Genomic DNA, 1,369 nt, shown 5'->3' with positions numbered 1-1,369 from the left:
GCGAAGAATGCGCAGGCGCGGGGCGGCGCTGACGCCTGGCGCAAGGTTCAGTCGATGGTGTGGGTGGGTCATGTCGATAGCCAGAATGCGGCTGCGCCGAATCTGCCGTTCACGCTCGCGCTGAAGCGGCCCGACCGCACGCGCTTCGAGATCACCGCGCTCAACCAGGTCATCGTGCGGGTGTTCGATGGCAAGGAGGGCTGGAAGCTGCGCCCATCGAGCGGCGCTGGCCCGGATCTGCGTGGCTTTACGGCTGACGAAGTGAAGTTCGCTCGCGACGAACAGGTCATCGACGGCCCGCTGCTCGATCATGCAGCGAAGGGCATTGCTGTCGCACTCGAAGGCGTTGACCGGGTGGACGGGCACGATGCGTATCGCCTCTTCGTCCACCTGTCGTCCGGCGCGGCCCGTCATGTATGGGTCGATACGCAGAGCTTTCTGGACATCAAATACGATCGACCGGTACGGAGCGCTTCCGGGCAGCTGACGACGATCGAGGTCATGTATCGAGACTTCAAGGATGTCGACGGCCTGAAGATTCCGTTCGTGATCGAAAGCGGCGCCCCGGGCGTCGACAAAAGAGGCCGGCTGGTGATCGAGAAGATCTCACTCAATCCGCCGCTCGATGATCTCATGTTCGCCAAACCTGTCGTACCCGGTCGGCACCATTCCGTGTCGGTTGGCATTGACGCGCCGACGACGACCGGCGTGCCGCACCCGCAGGCTTCGTCGCCATTGCCATGACGTGCCACAGTCTCGCCGCCCTGACGCGCGCGCGCGTCTCGCGTGCGGGTGTCGCATGCGTGGTGTTGTTCGCTACGCTTTTCATGGACCTGCCACGCGCAATCGGCGCGCCGCCGGCCGATGCGGGCGAAGCGATTTTTCAGCGGGGTATCGCCGGCTCGGGCGAGCCTGTCGAAGCGACGCACGCGGGCGGTATGCGCATGAGCGGCGCCGCTGCGGCGTGCATGAATTGCCATCGGCGCAGCGGCCTCGGTTCGCGTGAGGGCAACAGCACCATTCCGCCGATCAGCGGGCAGTACCTGTTTCATCCGCGCGTGCAGAACCCCGACGAGCTGGACATCCCGTACATCGACGGGATGCGAACCAACCGCGAGCCCTATACCGATGCGACGATTGCACGAGCGATCCGCGAAGGGCTGGATTCGGAAGGCAGACCGCTCAGCTATCTGATGCCGCAGTTCGTACTGAATGACGCCGACATGGCGGCCGTGATCGGCTATCTGAAGCGCCTCGACAGGCGCCGCGCGCCGGGGGTGACGGATACCGTGCTGCACTTCGCGACGATCATTACCCCGGATGCCGACCCGGTGAAACGGCGCGGCATGCTCGACGTCCTCGAACACTA

At 64.6% G+C, this 1,369-nt stretch carries 2 protein-coding genes; both read left to right on the top strand.

Annotation, left to right across the window (positions count from 1 at the left end; all coding sequences use genetic code 11):
• Positions 1-744, top strand: a 744-nt coding sequence (locus tag HV670_RS30005) for a LolA-like protein (RefSeq protein ID WP_175108541.1), incomplete at its 5' end; no start/stop codon positions are given.
• An 83-nt stretch (positions 745-827) separates the two neighbouring features.
• Positions 828-1,369: c-type cytochrome (locus HV670_RS30000; protein WP_175108542.1), on the top strand; the 542-nt coding region annotated here is incomplete at its 3' end.

It is taken from the genome of Pararobbsia alpina (genome assembly GCF_902859895.1).
Taxonomy (GTDB): domain Bacteria; phylum Pseudomonadota; class Gammaproteobacteria; order Burkholderiales; family Burkholderiaceae; genus Pararobbsia; species Pararobbsia alpina.
Note: the sequence above shows the minus strand (reverse complement) of the source record. Positions and strands in the feature narration are given on the sequence as shown.